This window comes from Parapedobacter pyrenivorans (assembly GCF_014636865.1).
GTDB classification, from domain to species: Bacteria; Bacteroidota; Bacteroidia; order Sphingobacteriales; family Sphingobacteriaceae; genus Parapedobacter; species Parapedobacter pyrenivorans.
The window spans coordinates 321,924-345,214 of sequence record NZ_BMER01000002.1; the positions used below are offsets into that span (position 1 = coordinate 321,924).

The 23,291-nt window shown below is 46.4% G+C and carries 27 protein-coding genes and 1 riboswitch; of the genes, 17 read left to right on the plus strand and 10 right to left on the minus strand.

Features of this window, described 5'->3' with window-relative positions:
• Positions 1 to 13 precede the first annotated feature (13 nt).
• Together IEV98_RS13200 and IEV98_RS13205 are read left to right on the plus strand one after the other, a co-directional pair.
• The gene (locus IEV98_RS13200; protein ID WP_188506475.1) at positions 14 to 448 is read left to right on the plus strand and encodes a PH domain-containing protein; all 435 of its coding nucleotides are present in this window, start codon (positions 14 to 16) and stop codon (positions 446 to 448) included.
• 100 nt (positions 449 to 548) lie between these two features.
• On the plus strand, positions 549 to 1,085 hold the full coding sequence (locus IEV98_RS13205; protein ID WP_188506476.1) for a helix-turn-helix domain-containing protein: 537 nt from the start codon (positions 549 to 551) through the stop codon (positions 1,083 to 1,085).
• 12 nt (positions 1,086 to 1,097) lie between these two features.
• Here the strand turns inward: IEV98_RS13205 and msrA are convergent, their stop codons facing one another.
• Positions 1,098 to 1,742, minus strand: a complete 645-nt coding sequence (gene msrA / locus IEV98_RS13210; RefSeq protein ID WP_229738740.1) for a peptide-methionine (S)-S-oxide reductase MsrA — start codon at positions 1,740 to 1,742, stop codon at positions 1,098 to 1,100.
• A gap of 368 nt (positions 1,743 to 2,110) precedes the next feature.
• Here msrA and proB point away from each other — a divergent pair, with 368 nt between their 5' ends.
• The 5 genes from proB (at position 2,111) to IEV98_RS13235 (ending at position 7,991) form a co-directional block, all read left to right on the plus strand.
• Positions 2,111 to 3,145, plus strand: coding sequence for a glutamate 5-kinase (gene proB / locus IEV98_RS13215; RefSeq protein WP_188506477.1), 1,035 nt, complete (start codon positions 2,111 to 2,113; stop codon positions 3,143 to 3,145).
• A gap of 9 nt (positions 3,146 to 3,154) precedes the next feature.
• Entirely contained in the window at positions 3,155 to 4,402 is a 1,248-nt protein-coding gene (locus IEV98_RS13220) for a glutamate-5-semialdehyde dehydrogenase (protein WP_188506478.1), read from the plus strand.
• Positions 4,403 to 4,557: 155 nt separating this feature from the next.
• The gene (locus IEV98_RS13225) at positions 4,558 to 5,085 is read left to right on the plus strand and encodes a GNAT family N-acetyltransferase (protein WP_188506479.1); all 528 of its coding nucleotides are present in this window, start codon (positions 4,558 to 4,560) and stop codon (positions 5,083 to 5,085) included.
• Positions 5,086 to 5,254: 169 nt separating this feature from the next.
• Complete coding sequence (locus tag IEV98_RS13230) at positions 5,255 to 6,661, plus strand: Gfo/Idh/MocA family protein (protein ID WP_188506480.1); 1,407 nt, start codon at positions 5,255 to 5,257, stop codon at positions 6,659 to 6,661.
• A 22-nt stretch (positions 6,662 to 6,683) separates the two neighbouring features.
• Positions 6,684 to 7,991, plus strand: a complete 1,308-nt coding sequence (locus IEV98_RS13235; RefSeq protein ID WP_229738741.1) for an MFS transporter — start codon at positions 6,684 to 6,686, stop codon at positions 7,989 to 7,991.
• Here IEV98_RS13235 and IEV98_RS13240 read toward each other — a convergent pair.
• The 3 genes from IEV98_RS13240 to IEV98_RS13250 form a co-directional block, all read right to left on the minus strand.
• Positions 7,957 to 8,937 (minus strand): sugar phosphate isomerase/epimerase family protein, encoded by a 981-nt coding sequence (locus IEV98_RS13240; RefSeq protein ID WP_188506481.1) that lies wholly within the window; start codon positions 8,935 to 8,937, stop codon positions 7,957 to 7,959. The two genes, IEV98_RS13235 and IEV98_RS13240, sit on opposite strands and share 35 nt — an antisense overlap.
• A gap of 342 nt (positions 8,938 to 9,279) precedes the next feature.
• Positions 9,280 to 9,945, minus strand: coding sequence for a response regulator (locus tag IEV98_RS13245; RefSeq protein WP_188506482.1), 666 nt, complete (start codon positions 9,943 to 9,945; stop codon positions 9,280 to 9,282).
• Positions 9,946 to 9,956: 11 nt separating this feature from the next.
• Entirely contained in the window at positions 9,957 to 11,648 is a 1,692-nt protein-coding gene (locus tag IEV98_RS13250; protein ID WP_188506483.1) for a tetratricopeptide repeat-containing sensor histidine kinase, read from the minus strand.
• A gap of 725 nt (positions 11,649 to 12,373) precedes the next feature.
• Here IEV98_RS13250 and IEV98_RS13255 point away from each other — a divergent pair.
• The 3 genes from IEV98_RS13255 to IEV98_RS13265 are packed head-to-tail and all read left to right on the plus strand — an operon-like array spanning position 12,374 to position 14,193.
• Positions 12,374 to 12,955, plus strand: a complete 582-nt coding sequence (locus IEV98_RS13255; protein ID WP_188506484.1) for an O-methyltransferase — start codon at positions 12,374 to 12,376, stop codon at positions 12,953 to 12,955.
• 6 nt (positions 12,956 to 12,961) lie between these two features.
• Entirely contained in the window at positions 12,962 to 13,708 is a 747-nt protein-coding gene (locus IEV98_RS13260) for a DNA alkylation repair protein (protein WP_188506485.1), read from the plus strand.
• Positions 13,709 to 13,737: 29 nt separating this feature from the next.
• Positions 13,738 to 14,193, plus strand: a complete 456-nt coding sequence (locus IEV98_RS13265; RefSeq protein ID WP_188506486.1) for a VOC family protein — start codon at positions 13,738 to 13,740, stop codon at positions 14,191 to 14,193.
• A 13-nt stretch (positions 14,194 to 14,206) separates the two neighbouring features.
• Here IEV98_RS13265 and IEV98_RS13270 read toward each other — a convergent pair whose 3' ends face one another.
• The 5 genes from IEV98_RS13270 to IEV98_RS13290 all read right to left on the minus strand — a co-directional run bounded on the left by IEV98_RS13270 (position 14,207) and on the right by IEV98_RS13290 (position 18,144).
• The gene (locus tag IEV98_RS13270) at positions 14,207 to 14,500 is read right to left on the minus strand and encodes a Trm112 family protein (protein ID WP_188506487.1); all 294 of its coding nucleotides are present in this window, start codon (positions 14,498 to 14,500) and stop codon (positions 14,207 to 14,209) included.
• On the minus strand, positions 14,497 to 15,132 hold the full coding sequence (locus IEV98_RS13275) for a thiamine phosphate synthase (protein WP_188506488.1): 636 nt from the start codon (positions 15,130 to 15,132) through the stop codon (positions 14,497 to 14,499). The genes IEV98_RS13270 and IEV98_RS13275 overlap by 4 nt, the downstream gene beginning before the upstream one ends.
• Positions 15,129 to 16,184, minus strand: a complete 1,056-nt coding sequence (locus IEV98_RS13280) for an AIR synthase-related protein (RefSeq protein ID WP_188506489.1) — start codon at positions 16,182 to 16,184, stop codon at positions 15,129 to 15,131. Before IEV98_RS13280 ends, IEV98_RS13275 begins: the two co-directional genes overlap by 4 nt.
• Positions 16,185 to 16,931, minus strand: coding sequence for a class I SAM-dependent methyltransferase (locus tag IEV98_RS13285; RefSeq protein ID WP_188506490.1), 747 nt, complete (start codon positions 16,929 to 16,931; stop codon positions 16,185 to 16,187). It abuts the gene before it with no gap.
• 33 nt (positions 16,932 to 16,964) lie between these two features.
• Positions 16,965 to 17,053: riboswitch (TPP riboswitch) on the minus strand.
• 68 nt (positions 17,054 to 17,121) lie between these two features.
• Entirely contained in the window at positions 17,122 to 18,144 is a 1,023-nt protein-coding gene (locus IEV98_RS13290; RefSeq protein ID WP_188506491.1) for a Kelch repeat-containing protein, read from the minus strand.
• A gap of 227 nt (positions 18,145 to 18,371) precedes the next feature.
• On the opposite strand from IEV98_RS13290, the gene IEV98_RS13295 reads away from it, so the two are divergent.
• From IEV98_RS13295 to IEV98_RS13310, 4 genes are all read left to right on the plus strand, one after another.
• The gene (locus IEV98_RS13295) at positions 18,372 to 19,091 is read left to right on the plus strand and encodes an eCIS core domain-containing protein (RefSeq protein WP_188506492.1); all 720 of its coding nucleotides are present in this window, start codon (positions 18,372 to 18,374) and stop codon (positions 19,089 to 19,091) included.
• Between the two features lie 8 nt (positions 19,092 to 19,099).
• Positions 19,100 to 19,438 (plus strand): hypothetical protein, encoded by a 339-nt coding sequence (locus IEV98_RS13300; protein ID WP_188506493.1) that lies wholly within the window; start codon positions 19,100 to 19,102, stop codon positions 19,436 to 19,438.
• A 356-nt stretch (positions 19,439 to 19,794) separates the two neighbouring features.
• Entirely contained in the window at positions 19,795 to 20,220 is a 426-nt protein-coding gene (locus tag IEV98_RS13305) for a hypothetical protein (RefSeq protein ID WP_188506494.1), read from the plus strand.
• 135 nt (positions 20,221 to 20,355) lie between these two features.
• Complete coding sequence (locus tag IEV98_RS13310; protein WP_188506495.1) at positions 20,356 to 21,321, plus strand: TolB family protein; 966 nt, start codon at positions 20,356 to 20,358, stop codon at positions 21,319 to 21,321.
• 16 nt (positions 21,322 to 21,337) lie between these two features.
• Here IEV98_RS13310 and IEV98_RS13315 read toward each other — a convergent pair whose 3' ends face one another.
• Entirely contained in the window at positions 21,338 to 21,709 is a 372-nt protein-coding gene (locus tag IEV98_RS13315; protein ID WP_188506496.1) for a DoxX family protein, read from the minus strand.
• 94 nt (positions 21,710 to 21,803) lie between these two features.
• On the opposite strand from IEV98_RS13315, the gene IEV98_RS13320 reads away from it, so the two are divergent.
• The 3 genes from IEV98_RS13320 to IEV98_RS13330 all read left to right on the plus strand — a co-directional run bounded on the left by IEV98_RS13320 (position 21,804) and on the right by IEV98_RS13330 (position 23,262).
• On the plus strand, positions 21,804 to 22,166 hold the full coding sequence (locus tag IEV98_RS13320; RefSeq protein ID WP_188506497.1) for a winged helix-turn-helix transcriptional regulator: 363 nt from the start codon (positions 21,804 to 21,806) through the stop codon (positions 22,164 to 22,166).
• The gene (locus tag IEV98_RS13325) at positions 22,163 to 22,633 is read left to right on the plus strand and encodes a response regulator transcription factor (RefSeq protein WP_188506498.1); all 471 of its coding nucleotides are present in this window, start codon (positions 22,163 to 22,165) and stop codon (positions 22,631 to 22,633) included. The genes IEV98_RS13320 and IEV98_RS13325 overlap by 4 nt, the downstream gene beginning before the upstream one ends.
• A 113-nt stretch (positions 22,634 to 22,746) precedes the next feature.
• Entirely contained in the window at positions 22,747 to 23,262 is a 516-nt protein-coding gene (locus IEV98_RS13330) for a DUF4199 domain-containing protein (protein WP_188506499.1), read from the plus strand.
• The last annotated feature ends 29 nt before the right edge of the window (positions 23,263 to 23,291 follow it).

Consider the following 23,291-nt stretch of genomic DNA (forward strand, 5'->3'; position numbering starts at 1 on the left):
ATCTTGGTTGCGCATGCAAAAGCATAAAGCAAAAATAGATCTGATACTCTTTATCCCGACGGCAGCGATCATGCTTGGCAGTACGCTGCCGCTGGTTTTCATGGCTATTAATGAATCAAGTTCCGCAGCGGCGGTTACCGAATGGGGCTTTGCCTTGTTGATGCTTATCACTACGATATTTTGTATACAGTTGTTTTTATCGACGTATTATATCATTAACAGTGACCAACTCATTATCCGCTCGGGCATGTTATACAGGAAGCGGGTAGCAATCAGCTCCATCAGGAAAGTCAAGGCAACCAGAAACCCAATCAGCTCTCCCGCCCCTTCGCTAGACCGGCTGGAAATCTTTTATAACAAATTTGATAGCGTCATTATCTCACCAAAAGATAAAGCGGCGTTTATTGCCAGTCTGATAAAATTGAATCCGGAGATCGAGGTGGTGTAGCAACTCACAGCCTATTTCATCATCGTGTCGGGTAAATGTCGGGTAATTGTAGTTGGATTGACTGACTTATCTTCGGTACTTTTGACAAAAAACAATAGGTATGCGAACCGGGCAATTAATAAAGGAACTGAGGTTAAAAAAGGGCATCACACAAGAGACCTTAGCAGCGAAAACCGACATCAGTGTTCGAACAATACAACGCATTGAAAATGGAGAGGTAGACCCTCGTGCGTATACCCTTCAATCCATTGCTATCGCATTGGAGGTGGATTTTGAAGTTTTCGCCGATAGCGAAATGGAAGTAAAGGCAACCGATGAAAAAGAACGTGGTACATGGCTGCCACTGCTGCATTTAAGCGGCCTGCTACTGCTGATCATACCGCCGATCATACTTTGGATATGGAAGCGCGACCAGGTTAAACATATCCGCGGACACGCGATTGATATTATTAATTTTCAGCTGAGCATGTCGCTTTACCTGCTCCCTTGTGCGCTGTTTTCCGTGTATCCGATTTTAATCGTGTTAGGCATATTCAGCCAGGTAGTCATCATCGTGAACACCGTAAGGGTGACAGGCGATCAGCCCTACAGGTATCCATTGACCATCAGGTTTCTGAAGCAGGAACTAACTGCCTGAGCGGCTTTCTTTCTATTTCTTATCTAAAAATGTTCCGAACCGCTCAAAGTGACAGGTATAGCCATTGGGATTTTTAACCAAGTAATCCTGATGGTACTCCTCTGCGGGCCAAAACTTGGTGTATGGCTCCAATGTAGTTACTACTTTTCCGTCCCACCGGTTCGATTGGTTTACGATGGCTATGACCTCTTCAGCTGTTTGCTTTTCTTCTTCGTTTTGGTAGAAAATCGCCGATCGGTAGCTCGATCCGATGTCGTTACCCTGTTGATCAACCGTAGTGGGGTTATGGATGCGGAAAAAATAATCCAGAATTTCCTTGAAATTGGTTTCCGTCGTATCGTACGTAATCTCGATCCCTTCGGCATGTCCGGGATGGTTATCATAGGTAGGATTTTCATTTTGGCCACCAATGTAGCCTACCTCGGTGTCTAAAACTCCTTTTCGCTTTCTGAACAAATCTTCCATCCCCCAGAAACACCCGCCGGCGATATATACTTTTTTACTGTTTACCATATGCTTATTATCTATTTGTTTGTCTAATTTATTTTCCTTTTTTGATTGCCCGTTGTTTGGTGTGCCTTTAATCATTCTGCTTGCCATAAATGCCAAAGACAGAACCAAAAGAAAGACAACGCCAATGATCACCTTTGTGTTCATATGTTTACTTTTTTTTTGTTAAAGATAAATTAATCGTGACGCGCCGAATTTCTTTTGGAAAATTCATCATGCTGAGATTCTTAAAACGACCGTTCTACGTAACCTAGCGTTTGTAAGACCTGCTAAATCGACAGGATCTACGCATCCGATACTATACAAAGGTAAGGACAAAAGTTCACAAAACGAGAACCGCACTAATCAGGTTGGAAGACATCAAAGTTGTTGCCTTAACAATCTACAAAGCCTACGCCACTCCCACCCGGTACGGCCTGCGAAAAGACATTAGCAGTTTCGTTGTGGTCTTATATTAGATACAGCCTTCGGATTACGCCAAAATTTGCGAAATTAGCAGACGTTTTCCATAGCTCATGAAGAAACCCATCATCGTCATCAAATTTGGCTCTGCATCGATTACTGCGGCAGACGGAGCGGTCGACGAACAGATTATCGTAGAAATAGCGCGGCAAACGGCCAAATTGCAGGAACATTACAACATCGTACTCGTATCATCCGGTGCCGTGGCGGCGGGAAAAGCCTATATCCCGCGGTACAAGGGTACACTGCCGGAGCGCAAAGCAGCCGCAGCAATAGGCAACCCCCTCTTGATCGGTATCTATGCCACATATTTCAGGCCGTATAAAATAGCCCTGGCGCAGAGTCTCTGTGAACGGCAGCATTTTGCCAACCGCGACCAGTTTCTCCAATTGAAGAACACCTACGAGACCCTGTGGCGTAACCATATCATCCCCATTGCGAATGAAAACGATGTGGTGAGCAATAAGGAGCTGAAGTTTTCCGACAACGATGAGCTCGCTACACTCATCGCCGTTGGGTTCGGTGCCGAAAAGATCCTGTTCAGCACATCGGTGCCCGGTGTCCTGGATGCAGCTGGAAAGGTGATCCGCGAAATCCCGGTGATCGACAAACAGGTCCTCTCACTGGCCAGGAAGGAAAAATCTGCGGTAGGCCTCGGTGGCATGACTTCCAAGCTCAATTTCGCAAGGCTGGCCAACCAGATGGGCATCGAAGCGGTCATCTTCAGCATGCGAACCGAAGATGCCATCTTGAAAGCCATGGTAGGCACAACCGGCACTCGCTGCCCCGCGCAGCCCAAGAAAGTCTCGTCCCGCCACAAGTGGATGGCCACCGGCAGCCTCATCTCCGGCAAGGTGATGGTAGACAAGGGGGCTTTGGAGGCGTTGAAAAAACGCCGGAGCCTGCTCGCCGTTGGGGTAACGGAAGTGATCGGCGGCTTCATGACCGGCGAGGTGTTCCAGATCGTAGATGAACAAGGCCTCGTACATGCCGTAGCCAAATCCAAGATCGAATCTTCAACGATTGAAAACACCGGCAGCAAAAAGAATATCGAAATCGCGCATGCGGACGACATCGTCCTTTTATAACAGCAACCGATGAATAGTATAACACAACAATTGGCACAGGCACGCCAGGCAAAGAAAGCGATGGGCATGCTGACGCTGCCCCAGAAAAAGCAGCTTCTACAAGCTATTTCCGCACTATTGGTGGCTCATGAGGACACCATTATCGACGAAAATAAAAAGGACCTGGATCGCATGGATCCGCAGGATGCCAAATATGATCGGCTGAAGCTTACCGGCGAACGCATCCAGGCGCTGGCCAGCAGCGTAATCGACGTAGCCAACCTAGAAGACCCTACCGGTAAGGTATTGCTTCAGAAAACCCTCGAAAACGGCCTACAAATCGAGAAACGGTCGGTAGCGCTCGGCGTGGTGGGCGTCATATATGAGTCGCGGCCCAACGTAACGGTCGACGTGGCCGCCCTATGTATCCAGTCGGGCAATGTTTGCATGCTGCGCGGCGGTTCGGACGCCTGGTTTACCAACAGCTACCTCGTATCATTGATCCGAAAGGCTATCGAAGCAGCGGGTATCAATCCGGATATTGTGCAACTGCTCCCTACGGCCCGCGAGCTGATGGGCGAACTCCTCACTGCCAAGGATGATGTGGATATCCTGATTCCGCGCGGGTCGCAGGCACTGATTGATTACGTTAGGGAGCATGCTAAAGTGCCGGTTATCGAGACCGGTGCTGGCGTATGCCACACGTATGTGGATGAAACCGCCGACCTCGATAAAGCCGCCCGCATCGTTGCCAACGCCAAGATATCGCGTCCGTCGGTCTGCAATGCGTTGGATACGGTATTGGTAGACCGACAGGTTGCTGGCCCGTTACTCACCAAACTGGCTCCTTATTTTGCAGCACATCAGGTAGAGGTCTACGCCGATCAGCAAGCCTTCCAATGGCTCGAGGGCGTGGGATATGCCCACCTGAAGCATGCAACGGCGGATGACTTTGGCAGGGAGTTCCTGGACCTGAAATGTTCGATCAAAGTCGTTGGGGGGCTGGACGAAGCGCTGGACCATATCGCTGCGTACTCCTCCAAGCATTCTGAGTGCATTGTCTCGACCAATGCGGCACATATCAATGCGTTTATGCATACTGTGGATGCCGCCGCAGTATATGCCAATGCATCTACCCGCTTTACGGACGGCGGCGAGTTTGGCCTCGGGGCTGAAATCGGAATTTCCACCCAAAAGCTCCACGCAAGGGGGCCGTTTGCGCTGGAGAAGCTCGTTACCGAAAAATGGTTGGTTACCGGCGATGGCCAAGTCCGTTAGGACGGAAGCGTTTTTCTTTGTACCTTTGCATTTCATGGATATTGTCTAATTATAGCAACTGGGTAAATAATGTGGAGGTTATCGCTTTCCACAGTTTTGTGCTACACCTTGTTTTACCGGTCAGCACTATTTTTTAATGCTATAATTTAGACATCATGACTACAAATAATATCCTGATCCGTCAGGAAAAACCCGTCGATTTCCCCTACATTTTTTCGGTCCACGAGCTGGCTTTCGATCGTATTGACGAGGCTAACCTTGTTAATTCCCTGCGTAAGAGTGACCGATTTATTCCGGAACTTGCACTTGTCGCTGAATCGGATGGGGAAATAATCGGCCATATCGTTTATACAAAAATCGAGATTCACCAAAGACAAGAACGCTTCGAGAGCATTGCACTAGCACCGCTTTCCGTACGGCCCGATGTTCAAAAATCGGGAGTCGGCAGTTTGCTCATGCGCACAAGCCTCTCATTGGCAACTGAGCTGAATTATGGTTCAGTAATTGTTCTCGGCCATGAACATTATTATCCGAAATTTGGTTTCATGCCCACGGAAAGATGGGGTATCAAGACGCAATTTGATGTTCCAGCAAGCTGTTTGATGGGACTGGAATTACAGGCCGGAGCCCTTGAACATGTGAGCGGAATCATAACATATGCGTCGGAATTTTCTGCCGTATAGGTTTATTAAAGATTATTGCAATTAACGATAGACAAAAAGGCCCGTTTCCGATGGATCGGGCCTTTTATGATTTGGACTTTTAAATTAACGCTCCCGAAAATGCAGCTAACTCTTGACTTTTACGTAAGTTTGAAAAATACATAACGCTTTACCAGCTATAAACAAAGACATGAAGCAAAAAGAATATTCACGCAAAGAATTCGTAAAAGGAATGGCAATCGCGGCTGCTGGATTTATGATTGTTCCTCGGCATGTATTGGGCGGAAAAGGTTTTATAGCACCTAGCGATAAAATAACGGTAGGCATCGTTGGGGCGGGCGGCAAAGGCCGGCAAAACGCCGAGGCGCTTTTGAAATTAAAAGATGTACAAATTACCGCGATTGCGGACCCTGTAAAATACTGGGATTTAAAAGATTTCTATTATAAGTCGATAGCGGGTCGTGAACCGGTAAAGGAAATGATCGAAAGTCATTATAGGTCGGGGAATACTGACTTTAAAATCAGTGAATACACCGATTTTAGGGAAATGCTTGAGAAAGAATCTTCGCTCGACGCCATCATGTGCTCCACCCCCGACAATACGCATGCTTATGTGTCGATAAAAGCATTGCGAGCAGGCAAACACGTGTATTGTGAAAAGCCACTGACACATAACATCTGGGAGGCCCGGAAAGTAAGGGAGATTGCATCGGAATCCGGCTTGGCCACACAAATGGGAAACGTTTTGCATAGTGGCGATGGGATACGGCAAACCGTGGAGTACCTGCGTGACGGTGCAATTGGGAAAGTGAAGGAAGCGCATACGTGGGTGCCCGCTTCGCGATGGAATCCGGGTTTAAAAGGACTGCCCGCCGGACCGACGCTGGATGAACGGGAGATGGGATGGGATTTGTGGCTGGGTCCCACACCGTATATGCCTTGCCATAAGGAGTATACCCCCGTGGCATGGAGGGATTTTTGGGCACTCGGATGCGGTGCACTGGGCGACTTTGGCTGCCACGATCTGGATGCCGCTACTTGGGCATTCAACCTTCATGCGCCAGAAAGCGTTGAAGTACTTCCTGCCGGATTTAGCAACGCGGATATCGCGCCCTACGGAGAGATCGGTTATTACCATTTCGCAAAAAAAGGCAATCAGCCTGAATTTAAGCAGGTTTGGTATTCCGGCGGTTTACAACCTGCCCGGCCTGAGCTGCTACCCGATGATGTGGAGTTACCTAACCGCGGATCCCTTTTTATCGGAAAAAAGGGCATTATCGTAACGGGAGCAGGAGGCTCAAATCCTCAGATCTACCCAGAAAAGCGCCGCGAAAAATATAACCCGCCCAAGCCCAGCATTCCTCGTTCAAATGGGCATTATCGAGACTGGATTGACGCAATAAAGGGCGGACCGGCCGCGAGTTCAAACTTTGAATACGGGGCACGCCTCACCGAAATCACGCTTTTGGGTGTGCTTTCGCTCCGATTGGGCGGAAAAAAGATTGAGTGGGATAGCGAGAACATGCAGGTGAAGGGAATGCCTGAAGCAGATCAATACCTCCGGGAGCCGGTTAGGCCAGGATGGGAAATGTCTTAATACCTGCAGAAGCTACCAATCGATGAAGGAAAAGATGCCCTTAGCACATTCGCAACTAGCAAATGTGATTCGAAAAGTACAGTTTCGCTTATTGCCGTTAATTGTGTTGATGTTCGCCTTGTCAATGCTAGACCGTTCTAACGTTGGTTTTGTGAAGCATTATCTTGAGGTCGACGCCGGAATCAGTGCTTCTGCATATGCGCTTGGTGCAGGTATATTTTTTATTGGATACGCCTTGTTTGAAGTTCCAAGCAATTTGCTTTTGCATAAAGTTGGCGCACGTATATGGCTAAGCCGTATTATGGTGACGTGGGGCTTGGTCTCCGTTGCCATGATTTTTGTGCACGATCCGATGAGCTTTTATATCTTGCGGTTTTTACTGGGTGCGGCAGAAGCTGGTTTTTCGCCTGGGGTTATTCTTTTCTTAACTTATTGGTTTCCTAAAACATATCGAGGACAGGCCTATGGTTGGTATTACCTCGGTGTGCCTATCGCATTGATGCTTGGCGGCCCATTTTCGGGTTGGTTACTGGATTCCAGTTATTCATTCGGTTTTACGAATTGGCAATGGATGTTTATTGTACAGGGGGTCCTGACCGTGTTGGTTGGAATCATCGCGTTTTTTGTTTTAGTCAGTAAACCCGATCAGGCTAAGTGGTTAACACAGCCTGAGAAACAATTATTAAATCAGGCTTTGGCAAAAGACCGGTCGATACAAAATCAAACAGAAAATTCAAACAATCAACGTGTATTTACCGATTGGCGCGTTTGGCGTTTCGTGTTTATTTATTTCACCATTCAAATGAGTGTCTATGGTGTTTTGTTTTACTTACCAAGTAAATTGGCTGACTTACTAAATATACATGTCGGCTTAACGGTCGGATATTACAGTGCTATACCTTGGATCTGTACCGTGATTTTATTACCCGTCATTACCCGAATCGCTGATAAAAAAGCCAACTGGAATAGCATGGCGATTTTAATGCTGTCATGCGCTGTTGTAGGCATTGGTCTTTCAACACAAACGACACACATCTTTCAGTTTATGCTCATGATTTCACTCGCGGTTGTCGGTTTTATTATCGTACAGCCTTTGTTTTGGAATTTACCTACTCAGTATTTATCGGGTCGTGCAGCTGCAGTGGGCACGGCCTTGATCGGATCTATAGGTAATTTGGGCGGCTTTGTCGCACCAAATTTAAAAAACTGGGCAGACCAAAAGTGGGACAACGATATCGCAGGTTTAACCGTATTGGCAATCGTTGGTTTTAGTGGTGTAATCGCTTTATTTTTACTTAAGCGTGAGCATCATATAGGTTGGTTAAGGTAGCGGCAGTTTTTTGGCAACTTTTCTTCAAGAGTGTTGTTACATCCATGGAATTCCAATAGATTTCGTTAAAAAGTTCGATGGAAAATGCCCCATGGAACCCTGTTTCATATAAAATCGGCAGTACCTTGTCAAATGGACAAGAGCCATCACCGGGAAATACCCGATCTGCGTCTTTCAGCTCTTCACGCGGGATAGATGTGGGATAATCATTGATATGGAACACCGGTAGGATTCCTCCATTGATTTGCCAAAGCGAATCGAAAGAATTACCGCCTCTGTAAAGATGGTAAAAATCGAGCAGCATCGATGCCTTGCGATGGGCTGCACCTGTAGTGATGGCTATAGTATCGGAAAGCTGATTTAGCGCCCCTCCTCCCCACAATTCCAAAACAGGAATAACACCAATTTGGACACCTTCTTCGAGGATGGCGCGATAACGCTCACTGTATGTGGGTAATTGGTGTTTCTCGATGACTGACACCCCCTGAACCGGGGCCGCTATATGGCCCCCACCCAAATGAGCGGTCAACTCCATATCCTGACGCATCTTTTGTATTCCTTCTGCTCTTCGAGCAGGGTCGTCTGCTATCCACGTTGAAAAAGAAATCATATTTTCGAGCACCAAACCATGCTGTTTGATCCGATGGCCTAACGCTTCTGCGGTTCCTCCCCGCTTTATATATGCCTCTACATCGCTTACCCACAGTTCTATCCCATCAAAGCCCGCGGCTGCGCAGAGATCTACCTGCTCTTCGACCGGAAGTTGATACCCCCGTATAGTAGAAGTATTGAGGCTCAGCCGGAATGGATGGTTTCTTTTTTCCGAAACAACAGCTGGCTGTTGCCCTTTTGAAAAAATGGGTGCCATTGCCATGAGTCCGCTAGCCGCAAGCGCTATACCTGATGTATGCAGCATTTCACGGCGTGTTACTTCGCTTTTACTCATTAATCTGGATTTTTTTGATATAGCCACAAATATAGATTATCGGCGGCATACCTCACTATCCGATATGACATTTTGGGGAGCATGTTTTACAGCCATTTGCTATTGGATAGATTTTTATGGCCTCTGCCACTGCCACGATACAGGAGTAGTACTCACCCAGCAGCTTACAAGTGTCGAGCGCTGGAATAACTGTACAATGCTCGTGGTGCACTTCGTAGTCGCCGTTTATCCCGACGCTTACATAATATTTTTGCTTTGTATAATTCATATTGGTTTCAGCAGCTCAAAAGTAGCTACCTATGCGCTATTTTCCTTACGGGAAACCGTAATAGGATAAACAACCTAAATAACACCGATATCTTTGCAATAAGCGATAAGTTGCTCATTCTTGGAAAAGCCCAGCACTTCTTTCATGAGATTGAGGCGCTTTTCGACACTGCTGAGCCCTGACGGCTTAATGCCTTTTTGTTGTAAATAATAAGGGATATCTTTTTGAAGGATACCCTGCGACAAGAGGGAAATAATGGTAACGTCAAAGCTACTGAACTCATGAGAATTATGTCCTTTGCCGGTTTGTTTCAAACCGGGAGAAAGGTAGGTTTTATGGCCACAAACCGCCTGCAACGCTTCCTTGAGATGCTGTGCATCGCGCCTGGCTTTGCGTACGTAGCCATCGATGGCCAGGGTTTTAAAAAGATCATCGATGATGGCTGGTCTATTCTCAGCGGAGAAAACAATCACTTTGAGACCGGGTTGCAACTCCCGAACAGCTTTAATAAGCTCGACACCGCCGGAGAGCTGTTGTTCATTATGGTCATCTTCGAAATATAAATCGGTGATAAGCAACTCATAGGGCGCTCCGCTCCGAAGGGCATTTCGTATCCAGGATAATGCGTGATCGCAGTAATAGACATATTTATTTTCTGTAATGCCAAGTTCTTCCAGTGTCTTTTGCACTGAGATGTTGGCGATCTCGTGATCCTCGGCAATCAATACTTTTTTGAACATCCGCTAAGAATTTAAAAAACGGGAAAGGAGATTTGGATTTTCATTCCCTTTTCAACCGCTGTGCCAAAGGTAATAACGCCTTGGAGGCTTTCTATACGGTTTCCCGTATTTGTAAGTCCATTGCCATACGCCATGCCTTCTGGTAGGCCGACACCATTATCGGTATAGTGGACCAGCAATTGGTCGGCATACCGCTCAAAGCGCACGGCGACGTTACTGGCTTGGCTGTGTTTGCGCATGTTGACCATGAGCTCCTGAAGGATATGTGCTAACTCTTGCTTTACTTTTGGTGGTACGCCCTCCCATACGCCGGGATCGTTGCCAGCGATGATTACTTTCGTGGAATCCGTAGCGAAAGAGGTGAGCAATTGGGTTACCCGCTCGTGAAAGTCGTATTGCACGATTGGTAAGTCTATGGTCTCGTAGGAGATATCGCGGGATTTTTCGTACATGTCTTCCAACCGATCTAACACCCCTTCCCTATCGATCGTATGTTGGTTTTCGAGCTCGACCATCACCCGGTATATTCCATTGGCTACCACATCATGTATTTTTTTGGAAGTGCTGAGCTGGTATGCCTTAAGCCGGTGCTGTGCCTCGAGTTCCATTCGCTGCTTCCGTTTTTTATACCAGTAAATGCCGCCCAGGGAAAAGATGAGGCCCAATAAGGAAATCGCTGTGGTTAAGATCCGCTGTCTATTGATCTGATACGCTTTCTCGGCATTTTCATGCTGCAATCTCAAATTGTCGGCCTTGTTCTTTTCGACCTCATACCGAATAAGTGCAAACTGGTTTTTGGCGGCACTGCGGGCGAGCTGTATGCTGTCATTAAGTTGTTTGTAGGCCTCGAAGTAGCGTTTAACGGAGTCGGATCTTTCCAGTTGAATGAGCTTTTGTAAGGCATGAACTAAATCGTCGCCACTCTTCAGCTTTTTTGCTGCGGCATATCTTCTGTGCGCGTAAAAAAGTGCAGAATCGGGCTGCTTATTGGTATAGTAATCCGCAAGATGTGTGTAACTGGAGTTTTGGCCCCATAGATCGTCTTCGCGCTGACGGATATGTAAGGCACGCCAAAGGTCTGGACGGGCATCGTAACGAGGTTCATGAGCCCATTTGGTAATCGCGTAGTTGGTAAGTGCACGGGCGTATCCACGTGGGCTTTCGGCGCTTTCATCGACGATCCTTTTGTATATTTCCAATGCCGTTGCATAGTCCTTTTTTTGTTGAAGGGTCTTAGCTTTGTTATTAAGGTACATTTGAGTACTCGCCGAATCTGTTGAAAATCGAATGGCGGATTCGTAGAATTGTAATGCATGCTGATAATCTTTCAGCCTATGCGCTGAAATGCCAAGGTTATTGAAATTGCTACTCAGGTAATAGTGGTGTGCCGGATTGCTTTCATTTAAAAAAGCAGTGGCTTGAAGTGAGGTCTCCTGGCTGCCAAAATAATCCCCCTGATTGGACAAGATGATGGCCATCTGAATCAAGCAATTGGCGGCGTTTAAACTATCTTTCGAATCCTGATCCTGATATTGGTCTGCTGCCAGATTGAAGTAAAAGAACGCGCTGTCTGCTTTATTTTCAGACAGGTAGGCATAAGCCTGATCACGGTAGCTATGATTGAGAGGCTTAGCTTCTTGCTCTTTTTCTTTTGCGCAGCCAACAATAATAATGATTGGTATGTATAAGCTTAAGGTTTTCAAAAGGATATAATTTTACTCGAAATTAGTAAAAATTAAAACGGGAAAACAACTTTTGATTAAATCAAAAAAATAAGGCAGCTCAACGCTGCCTTATACTTCCTACTATGGTGAAGGGGGTTTAGGGGGTGGATTTTGACCAGTATCTCCCCCGGGATCGCTAGGAGGAGGATCCCCGCTGGTGATTTGGACGGGGGGATGTCCATTGTTCGAAGTGTTGCCTGATGGGCATAGCAAGCCCAATAGCATAGCCAGAAATATCGGTAACATGATTAAAATGCTAAGTGTAAATATCCCGTAGGTCCCCGCACGCCACGTGCGGAGGTTGCTACAATTGTTTTCAGAGGGCCCTCTGAATTTTGGGAAGTGTGAGCGTTTGTCGCAGCAGCCAGTAACTGCTTCCCAAACCGGCTAATGACTGCCGCGACTTTTTCTCGTTTTTGAAATCCGTTTCGTACATTTACTTCGTTTATGAATCCATGCTTGAACTGATTTCTGATGCAAACATAAAGCACATAAACACTTAATCATTAGTTAATTCCGATGTTTCCGATAGCTTTCCGGTATTTCCGATTGATTTCCAGCATTTCTGGTTATAATGATGGAAAATAGGCGTTTTGAGTGTTACGGTTTCCCATAATTTCTGATTAGGTAAAATGGTTTGTCTTAAGTTAGCAATAAGGCTGGACAAGTGAAAGTAGCTACAATTTGTGTAAGTTTGACGTATCATGAATGACGCAATAAATCAACCCCTGCCAAAGGCATATGGGGCCATCGTTGAAGAAACGCAGCGGCTTGGATTTACCATGCCTTCAGATATACAGACATGTGCGTTGCTGCGCACGCTGGCAGCCAGCAAACCTGCCGGAAGATTCCTGGAGCTGGGTACGGGCAGCGGGCTTTCCACGGCATGGATACTCGACGGTATGGATAACGCATCCACATTGGTGTCGTTTGATCACGATGACGCGTTATTGGCCATCGCCGGAAAATACTTGGGCCATGATCAACGACTATCGTTGGTGCGGTCTGACGGTGCGGATTGGGTGCACGAAAATGAAGGGCAAGCGTTTGATTTCATCTTTGCGGATACATGGCATGGTAAATACCTGCTATTGGACGAGGTGCTGGCGATGCTCCATCCCGGTGGCCTGTATATCGTGGACGACATGCTACCTCAGCCTAACTGGCCGGAAGGGCATCCAGAGAAAGCCTTCGCATTCATCGAGCAGTTGGAAAGCCGCGATGACTTATGGATTGTCAAGCAGCATTGGGCAACCGGTATGATTATCGGTGTGAAAAGGTGTTAAACAGCTATGGGAACGACATATAGTATCACCGATAAATTCGGGGAAGAATTGGCCGCATTGCTAGCCGATAAAATTAAGCCGGTATTTCCTGAGTTTTCATCGGACGCGTTTATAGCGGATGTTGAAATTTCAGTGAATGGGAAAAGCTATACGCAGCGCGTGGAGGTAATCGCAGACAAACTCCGCGATTATTTACCCGAACTGTATATCGAAGCGGTAAACGTATTGCTGCGTATATTGGGACCTCCCAATCCGAATGAAACGGGTATGTTTACCCATTACTATTGGGTATTGCCCATTGGGAAATTTGTAGAGAAATATGGCATAGATGATTTCCAAGCATCCATGGATGCCATCGCCGAAATCACAAAACGCAATACGGGCGAGTATTCGATACGTCCTTATATCCGGAAATATCCGGACGCATCGCTCGCTATGATCAGGGAATGGGCCCAGTCAACTGATTTTCACCTGCGGAGATTGGCCAGCGAGGGCCTGCGGCCAAAGCTACCGTGGGCGCCCAAGCTGGATACGTTTATTCAGCATCCCGATCCGGTTTTCAGCATCCTGGAATTGCTGAAAGAAGACGAGGTGAAATTCGTGAAAAAATCGGTGGCCAATCACCTCACGGACTGGCTGAAAGTGAATCGAGACCCGGCAGTTGCACTCCTAACGGATTGGTCGACTTCGGATAATCCACATACACGATGGATCGTCAAACATGCCACAAGGAAAATAAGCATTCAAACATAGGATAAACTTAAAGGTAAGGAGAGCAGACGATGACAAAAAGTAAATTACTGCGAATGGATAATATGGGCATCGTGGTAGAATCCCTCGATGAGGCCATTTCCTTTTTTACCGAACTTGGCATGAAGCTCGAGGGGCGAGGCATGGTAGAAGGGGAATGGGCGGGCCGTGTAACCGGACTGGGCAACCAGCGCGTCGAAATCGCCATGATGGTAACCCCCGATGGCCATAGCCGGTTGGAGATCTCACGTTTTCTCGACCCGCCCGTTGTTGCCGATCATCGCAATGCCCCGGTAAATGCGCTCGGCTACCTCCGTGTCATGTTCACCGTGGAGAATATCGAAGAGACACTTGGCCGGCTCAGCAAATTCGGTGCGCAGCTCGTTGGAGAACTGGTTCAGTATGAGACTTCGTATCGACTATGTTATATCCGGGGCCCGGAAGGGTTGCTCATCGGGCTTGCGGAACAACTCGCTATAGATGAGTAACGGACTTGAACACCTACTGTAGTAATTCATTGCCATCTTCTGGGTCTACGACCCTGAAGTTTTCAATGGTTTTACCGGATAAGTGCGATTGCCATTTGTCTAAAACAGGTTGCTCAAACTTAAATTCGCGGTATTCATCGGGATTCATGATCGGAATTCCCGTTATGATCGGATATAGCCGCTTACATTCACTGCATATCAAAAATCCTTCGGTCACATTTCCGGAGTCATCTTGGTGAATAACAGTGAGACTTAATTCCGCTTTATCAAACGGGCAACAAAGTTTTTCAATGGTTTCTATTCTCATAATTTTGACGATAGCTTTTCGTAATATGTTTGAATGGCCGCTGCGGGATCAGCCGCGCTCATCACACCGGAGATGACAGCAATGCCATCATATGGTAATCCCTTGAGCTCTTCGATATGTTCCGGCGTTATACCCCCTGCAAGGAAAATGGGATTCTTAAAAATCGCCCGCCCCAATCGAACAGTCTCGAAATCCACCAGTTCACAACTGTTTGCCGTAGCAGAGGGAAACATGGAACAAAAGGATAGGTAATCGATGTTCTTTTCTGCAGCCCAACGGATCTGCGATAGGTCATTCGTACAGGTCAGCCCGGTTAAAAATGGCTTGTCTATCGAAGTTTTGATATACTCGAAGTCTGACGGAATTTCGTCAAAATGGACGCCACTCAGTGAAGAATCAATCAAATATTCCCATCGGTTATTGATAAATACGGGGATATGAGCGGGTTTTACCCGTTCACTTATCGCTTCGATCAGCTCCGTTGCATGCTGTTCCTCAGGGAAATGATCCCAAATCTGAATGGCCACGATCTTTTCATGCAAAACGCGACCTAACTTATCCAGTAAAATTTTCTCGGGCATGGATGGGTCTACAACTAGGTAAAGACCCGATCCTAATCGTTGTGCTGTCATTTCCAACCGGATTTTAATGCGTTAAAAAATGCGGCCCAATAGGGGTCTTCCGCGTGATAAATCAGCTCCTTTTCTGTACCACCCTCAATCAATTTAATCCCTTCGTCTTTCTTGCCTATGCGGCCTACCTCGACACAAGGTATATTTCCGCTTGCTAACCGCTGTATAACGGACATAGCCTTTGCTTGAGGTACCGAAATGATCATCGAGCCTGCCCCTACGATATACCTGGGGTCTAAATCGAATAGCTGACTAACCTGTTGCTGCACGTCATGGATGGGAAGCTTTTCATTGTAAATTTTGGCGCCTAGGCCGGAGGCAACAACCAATTCGTAGATTGCGCCAAGAATCCCTCCTTCGGTCACGTCATGCATGGCTGAGACATCGGCTGCAGCTTGTTGGGAACCGACTGCCAGCAAAGCGTCCTTTAAAGATGATAGCTGATCGAAAGATCCAGCTGCCGCATGAAAAATTTCGTTGCCGGCCTTATTTTTAACAGTTACAGGGAAACTCCGCGCCAAGATCGCTACAGCCGAAACTGCTGCCGACTTGGTTACTAAAATGGAATCACCCAACTGAGCGTTTTTGGAAAGCTTGATCTTTTCTTTTGGTGCAATGGTGGCAAACGTGGCGCCGCCCGCAATCGTGGAGTTCTGCCCCTCAACGAATCCGGTATGGCCACCAGTTATGGCCAGTCCGATTTCCTGGGAAAAGCGATGGATGTAATCCCAATACACGTCAAAATCTGCTTTAGAAAAGCCCGCAGGCAAATTCAAAACGAATTGCCCGAACTGGGGTGCAAAACCTGTGGTGGCTATATCGTTTGCCAGCAAATGTACCGACAGCCAAGCGGATTCTTCCAGTCCCAGCGAGGGGATCAAAGACAATGGATCGCTGGCTAACACCAGCGCATTGCCTTCGGACAGATCGATTAATGAAACGTCGACGCCAAATTGCGGACCGGCTATGACATCCTGACGAGATGCTCCCAACCGAGTTTTGACGAGCTGGTCAAAAAAAGTATGGGCGATTTTTCCAAGCTGTCCGTCCATTTAATCCACATCCTTAAATTGAACATACAAACCGAAAAAATCGCCCACCGGTAAATTCCATTGCTGTACAGGAAACCACTTCGGCAAACCGGTGGTTGTCCATTCGACGGTATATTTTCGTCCCTTTAATGCCTCATCGATAACGGCAATCAGTGTTTTCGGCGTATAAAAACGGGCTGTTTCGTAAAATGGATTTTTACCAAAAAACTGCTGGGTTCGCCGGCGGATGAATTTGGGGGTGATCTTATTCATCATCCCCATCACAATGCCGTATTTACCGACACGTGCGGCCTCTCTGATGACTTTTACCGGGTCTTTGTAATACTCAAAGGTGGTGACAAATGCCAATGCATCAAAACTATGGTCCTTGAACGGCATATGGTGGGAATCGGCCATGACTAGATCCCCCCCGAAGCGGTGCATTGCCTGCGATAGCATGAATGGCGAAATATCGCCTCCGGTGGCCTCAATGCCTATTTCTGCCCACCAGCGGGTGAAACGCGTTGTTCCACAGCCAAATTCGAGCAGTGTGTTGACGCGCTTATCCTGGGATACGAGTTGTTCCAAGACTTTTTTCTGCCACTTCTCGGCACGTTTATAAGGGCCTTCGTAGTAAAGCTCATAGGTATCGGTGTTTTCGCGGTTAAAAAACCATTCTTTCCTACCTTGCCAGTTTTTTAGTCCTTGATGCAATAAGCCAGACTGCGCTTTTGCGATCACATGGGTTGCTGATTTTTCTTTTTCCATTGCATGACTTTTTATGTTCATACCGCACGGAGAAATTGAACCAGCTTGCATCCCTACGTTGGCATTATCCAAATCAGGTATCGGGTATTATCTCAGCCTTTTGGGCACCCCGTGCATTATGAATGGCTAAAGGTACTGAATTTATCTTAATCGACAGTAGGAAACATGACCGTAAAACATTGAATTTGCATTAGCGCCTGTGAACATTATTTAGCGTTTCCCATGTTTCGGGTAGATATAACGACCAGACGTCATTTACCAACGGAGGAACCATCCCCCCGGCCACCCATATTTTATCTTCGAACACATAGGCTGAATGTTCGTGCCGTTCCCGCCAGACATGTTCGGTTTTCAGCTCCGTCCATGTTTTTCCGTCACGGCTATACCAAACGTCCGACCAATTTGTATACGGGTCTCCCGACCAGCCGCCCATCAGCCACATATGGCCACGGTATACGACCGACGAGAACCAAATGCGTCCGTGCCAGGGAGCTTCGACAATCTCCTGCACCCAATGAACCCCATCGGCTGAAGACCATACATCATTATAGGTAAAATGCTCCGGCACGTAGTTTCCGCCACCGAAAATGTAGATTCTGTCGTTCAGTACGGCAGCCTGATGATACGCTCGCGGTTTCCATCCGGCATTGCCGGTGGCCTCTTGCCAGTGTACGCCGTCTGCGGAACACCATACGTCATTCTTTAAGCTGGTCGAATCCCCGAAATAGTAATTTTCAATACCGCCGAGTATCCATATTTTCCCCTTAAACTCCACAATCGCCGCGGCAAGCCGGGGCGACCACCCCGCCGAGGCGGTCTCTTGCTTCCAGTTGGCGCCATCGGTAGAAGACCATACCCTATTACTGGCTGAATGGCCGGGCAACCGACCATTATACCACCCTCCCATTATCCACATCTTATCCTTAAACGTAATCGACATCGGAAGGTCGCTGTGTATCCAGGGGGCCGAGCTCTCCACCAGCTCCCAGTCCCTCCCGTCTGCAGAGCTCCACACGTCACGCGGCGGAGCTTCGTCTGAATTAAACCATCCACCAAATATCCATAGTTTATCATTGTAGACCAATTCGCCTTGTGAATCGCGTTCCCGCCAAGCGGCGTGCCCGGTCTCTATCACCCAATCGGGCTTAAGCGACTGGGCAGTAATAATACCGGAAGTAAGGACCAAAACAGTTATTAATACAAGATTTTTCATCGTTATCTGTAAATATAGAGGACTTTAAACATACACCTCATATTTCCGAAAATTAAGCATAGTAGTTTAACGCTGCAAGCAAATGGTTGACAAAGTCCTCGTGCCCATACCAATTAATTTTACGAGATATCATAGCATATCAAAATTATAAATTCGATTGTGGGGAGAGCATCTATTGTGTATCTTTGAGATGCGTGGCTACCGAAGAAACAACTACCCAAACGCCCATGAAAATACAGACCGAAAAACAAAAGGAACAGGCCTTGATCAGGCAAAATTTCAGCAACACTGGAAAAGCCAGATCACAATTATATCAGTTTACCGATCATAGGTTAGAAACGGCTACCCACAAGCACCTACAGCAAATGGCAGGCAGTGGCCCGAAGGCTAAGGGAATAGCGCAAATGCAAACGATGGCCGATCAAGGCACTCCAAACCATACCGGATTGCCCAATGACTTGAAAGCAGGTATCGAAAACCTATCGGGTCACGCCATGGATGACGTGAGCGTGCATTACAATTCGGACAAGCCCACCCAATTGCATGCGCACGCATTTGCCCAAGGCACAGCTATCCATATCGCACCCGGGCAAGAAAAATACCTTCCGCACGAAGCCTGGCACGTGGTACAACAGAAGCAGGGACGAGTAAAGCCTACCGCACAATTGAAAGGGGATGCGACTAAACTTGATGGGGAAGTTCAAAACATAGAAAATGTTGTTCAACGGGTACTTCATAGAGGTAAAACAGAAAATTCACAAGTGTATATTAAAGCCATTAAACTTGGCGACTATGCTACGGAAGAGGTACGGAGCTACATGGCTACATGGACTCCGACGAACACTACACGTACGATAAAGAAACTAAGAAAATCACTAAAATACCGAAAAGGGAAAGTAAAAAAAGAAAACGGAGTGAGCCCTCATCGACAAATGTTGGAGAAATGACGGGGTGGATGGCTGAGGTTGACCAGGGCGTTGAACAACACCAAAAAACAGATGGATCCAATATTATTTTTAAGGCACGAAAAATGAAGGATGAAGGGAAGGATGGGTTCAATGTTGGCATCAACAACATTGCTGATTTTGGAGATATGGAAACCACAACAGAAGTCTCGATGACCGATACCCAGAAGCCACTTAACTTTTTCGCCAATTTTGTAAGGAACGCTGTAATAGATGAAGGATCGATTGCAGATGATGAAAGGGAGGAAGACGATAAGGAAAAAAAATTAGATCGGAAAAAAGGAAGAAAAGGAAAAAACAGTTTGGACCGGAGCTGCAACAGATCGTAGGAAAAAAGGATGGATCACTTCATATTCATTTTGGAGGAAACACCCAGCAGGCCCAGGAAATGCTGAGAGATGAGCTAGGTGCTCCACCAAACAAAAAGCGAAAATTACTGGATTACCATAAGTCAAAGTACCGAGCTACGACCGTTGCGCGGGCTATCGAACAAATGAAAAGGGTGCTAAAGGCGGACAGTTCGATAGGCGGCAAACTGGAAGAATCAATAAATAGCAATAAGAGCAATGAGGAAATAAGTAAAATGCTGAAATCAGCCATCGGGAATAGGTATAAGACCAGATTACTGGTGCGTCTATACACGTTAAGAAATTGCCTCAGAACCCAATATCCTGACGTTGGGCGATTGGAAGATGCGACAATTACCGTTCCGGATAATCTTGCAGAAATACACGCCGAATCAAATTTATTGGATAAAGCAATTAAAGAGTTGGAAATCCTAGATGTAATGGGAACGAAGGTTCCCTGCGTGGCGTGCTTTGCGAAATTTTGCCAGCAGAATCAGCAAGCTCACCTGCTGCAGTATACCAGTTCGATATGGTTTAGCAAGCCTTGTATGAATCAATTGGGATGCGACTATGACCAACAAAGTGCTGCAGAAGTGTTAAAATACTTAAATACGATTGATCAAAACCTGAAACAACGGATAGCGAACATCAAAAGATATACCGGTTACATGGGTGATATTAAACAGGAATATCACGATTCTGATTCAGAAAGCATGGGAGAAGAAAGTCGCCAGGCCATTATCGACGAGTACCGAAAAAAATAATGCGAAGCCCATATAAAACAAGACAAGCATGCTCGGATCCGGCACCACCGTCTTTTAGCTTTCATTTCCTTGTTTTCGGGGATTGACTGCAACTAATCTGCCCGCTACCTTTGTTTTCGTGTAACTGGAGGTATTATGAACACGAAAATAAAAACTATTGCATTTACTTTTGTTGCAGCTTTTGGATTTTTGTCATGCGCTAAAAACGATAATGGTGGCCCGGATAGCGACGACGGTGTGAATGGTCTAACCGGGAAACTCATTTATTCCTTTACCGGGAATGTATATCAGCTGGATTTGCAAACAAACCAACAAAGCATCTATTTCACATTCAACACGTACGGCTTCAACAATTGGGACATGAGCTGGGATGAGCAATTTAGACTGACCAGTGAACGGGAAGCCGGCGTGTTTGATGTCGCTAAAATTACGTTGGCACGCAATGCTGACGGCGCCATCGTCGACGAATTCGACTATGCCTCGCCATACGGTAGGGATACCGACGTCAATGCGCTCCTCTCACCTGATAACACGAAAGTGATGTACCACCCAACGTTTGACAATGGCATCGTCATCACGGATATGGACGGCAATGTACTGACCCATTTGGAAGGGGTGAACGTGGGATCGGAAGCCGTAGCATTTGGAATCAGTGATGAAGTGTTGTGGCTTCCCGGCAACAGCATTTTATTTACGTTGGACGGCCGGTATATCGCCAAATCCGACCCTCCGTATACTAGCCTCTCGTTGGTAAAGGATATGCCATACACGCAATGGGGCAACCTAAGGGTAAATAGGCAAGGTACACAGCTCGCCATGATGGTCAGCAACCACATTTACGTGATGGACATAGACGGGAGCAATTTGAGGCAGGTAACGGAGAGCAGCGGCGGAGAAATCCATGCGGATTTCTCTCCCGACGGAAAACACTTGCTGGTAGCGAAAAAAATCGGACCAACATTCTTTTACTGGAACCTCGCCGTTATACCAAACGACGGGCAGATCCATAACATGGATAATGGAGAAGCGGTGATTATCATAAAGCCGAAAGGCGAAAATATTCTGCCGGCGGTCGACGGTGCCACATTCTGGATTGAATAAATAAAATTAGGCGATATCAAAAAGCGATCCTGAAGCCCTTATCGGTTGCCAGCAAAATAACCGACAGGACGCACATGATCAGTGAATCGTAGAAATGAAGGTATTCCCGGTGGGCCATATGGGCCGCAAATGCCCCAATGGCAAACGGAAACAACAATAATATTCCCACCGTTTTTAACGGTGGTTTAAAAACCCCAACTACAATCAGTATCACCCCTATTAATTCGCCGATGCCGATAAGAATAGTCCAGGTTTTATTGAAGCCCAGCGACTGCATACTCTGCATCATCGAGGTTTTCTGAAAAACTTTAAATAACGAAGCATACCCGAATACATAAAGGTAATACGCATAGCTGATCCAATGAACAAGCGGTTTGATAATTTCCATTTTTTTTATTCTTTTTCTTCTGCACAAATATCTTTATTAACTTGCAGCTATAATAGAACCTACAAAATTGTATGATACTGACAAAAAAGTAAGTATGGAAAGAAAAGCGAATTCGACCAATAGCATCAACGAGGTTTACTGGACAGAAAACTGTGGTATCGCGTTTACACTTTCCGTTATCGGCGGAAGGTGGAAAATAAGTATTCTTTCCTTTCTGCTTAACGATAAAAAACTACGATACAGCGAATTAAAGAAAAGATTGGTTGGAATATCCGAGCGAATGATGATTTCAAAATTAAAAGAACTGGAGCTCGACGGACTTGTAAATCGGATCGTTCACCAACAGGTTCCGCCAAAAGTTGAGTACGAACTGACCGAGCTTGGCCATTCGCTCAAGGACATCTTGGTTTTGATGGATAAATGGGGTGAGAATAACATGATGAAAATCGAAGAATGAAATCCCTAAAATTAAGCAAGCGCTTCCAACGTGTCCTTTTATATGGAATCGTATTAGCCACACTGGTCTTTTTCCTGAAATGGTTGCAATGGAATTTCCTGATCATCGACAATGCCATCGATATCTACATTGGCATCCTAGCCATTCTTTTCCTGACCTTGGGTGCCTGGGTGGCTAATCAACTAATCAAGCCGAAGACGATCATCGTAGAGCGGGAAGTCTCGATATCTGATTCTAAAACATTCTCGATCAATGAAAACGCCATTAAAAGACTGGGCATCAGCAGACGTGAGTACGAGGTACTCCAGCTCTTGGCGGGAGGACATAGCAATGCGGATATGGCCAGCGAATTGTTTGTTTCCCTGAGCACGGTTAAGACTCACGTTTCGAACCTTTTTCAGAAGCTCGACGTAAAAAGCAGAACCCAAGCCATCGGAAAAGCCAAAGAATTGAAAATCATCCCATAGCATCACTCGTACCAAAGTATGATTTTACGGTCTTGGTGTACATTTCGTCCCAAAGTACGACCCCTCATCGCAACTCCAATCCTATATTTGCCCTGGAAATCAATTAAAAAGAAATGAAAAGGAACGTATTATTATTCGGATTAATCATTGGGGTCATCCTATGTGCTAATATGATCATCATGGTCAATATGATGTACAGCAACACGGACTTTAAGGGAAATGATGTTGTTGGCTACGCCGCAATGATCATCCTATTCTCGCTTATTTTCTTCGGGGTACGGAATTACAAAAACAAACAGCTAGGTGGTTATATTTCATTCGGCAACGCCCTTAAAATGGGAAGCCTGATCGCACTGGTGGGGTCTACCCTATATGTCGTGGTCTGGCTCTTCTATTACTACCTGTTTGTGCCAGACTTCATCGACGTTTATACTGAATATGTCCTCACAACCTGCGCGCCGGAGGACCTGCAAGCCAAGACCGCTCAGTTAGCGGACTTCAAGGAGATGTACAAAAATCCATTGTTCGTCATCCTGATCACTTATTCAGAGATATTGCCCGTCGGATTGCTGGTTGCTCTGGTAAGTGCACTGCTATTGAAAAGGATGCCAAAGCCGAATCTAGATTAACACCATCACATCATTAACTTTGGCTTCTC